Source organism: Latilactobacillus graminis DSM 20719 (assembly GCF_001436415.1).
GTDB lineage: Bacteria > Bacillota > Bacilli > Lactobacillales > Lactobacillaceae > Latilactobacillus > Latilactobacillus graminis.
On the sequence record NZ_AYZB01000055.1, the window covers coordinates 1 to 239 of the forward strand.

Annotated in this window: 1 protein-coding gene; it reads right to left on the bottom strand. The window is 48.1% G+C overall.

What is annotated here, in order from left to right:
• A partial coding sequence (locus FC90_RS07040) for a DNA/RNA non-specific endonuclease (protein WP_201781115.1) occupies positions 1–239 on the bottom strand: 239 nt, incomplete at both ends.

Consider the following 239-nt stretch of genomic DNA (forward strand, 5'->3'; position numbering starts at 1 on the left):
ACGTAGGTGCCATCTTGATCTAATGCGAAAGTGACAGTATAAGCGATCAAGTGCCCTCTATTTTGCGGAAAAACCCGCCGGCCATTAATTGTGGCCGGCTGATTGTGCCACCCAGTCGGTTGCCACGTTTGTTCAGTACGTGACTCAGACCGGCCAAGGTTCTTGTCTGACAGATAGGCAGTCGCGGCACCAGCACGATTAAGTTGATCCAAATTGCTGTATTTAATATGCTCATTTTT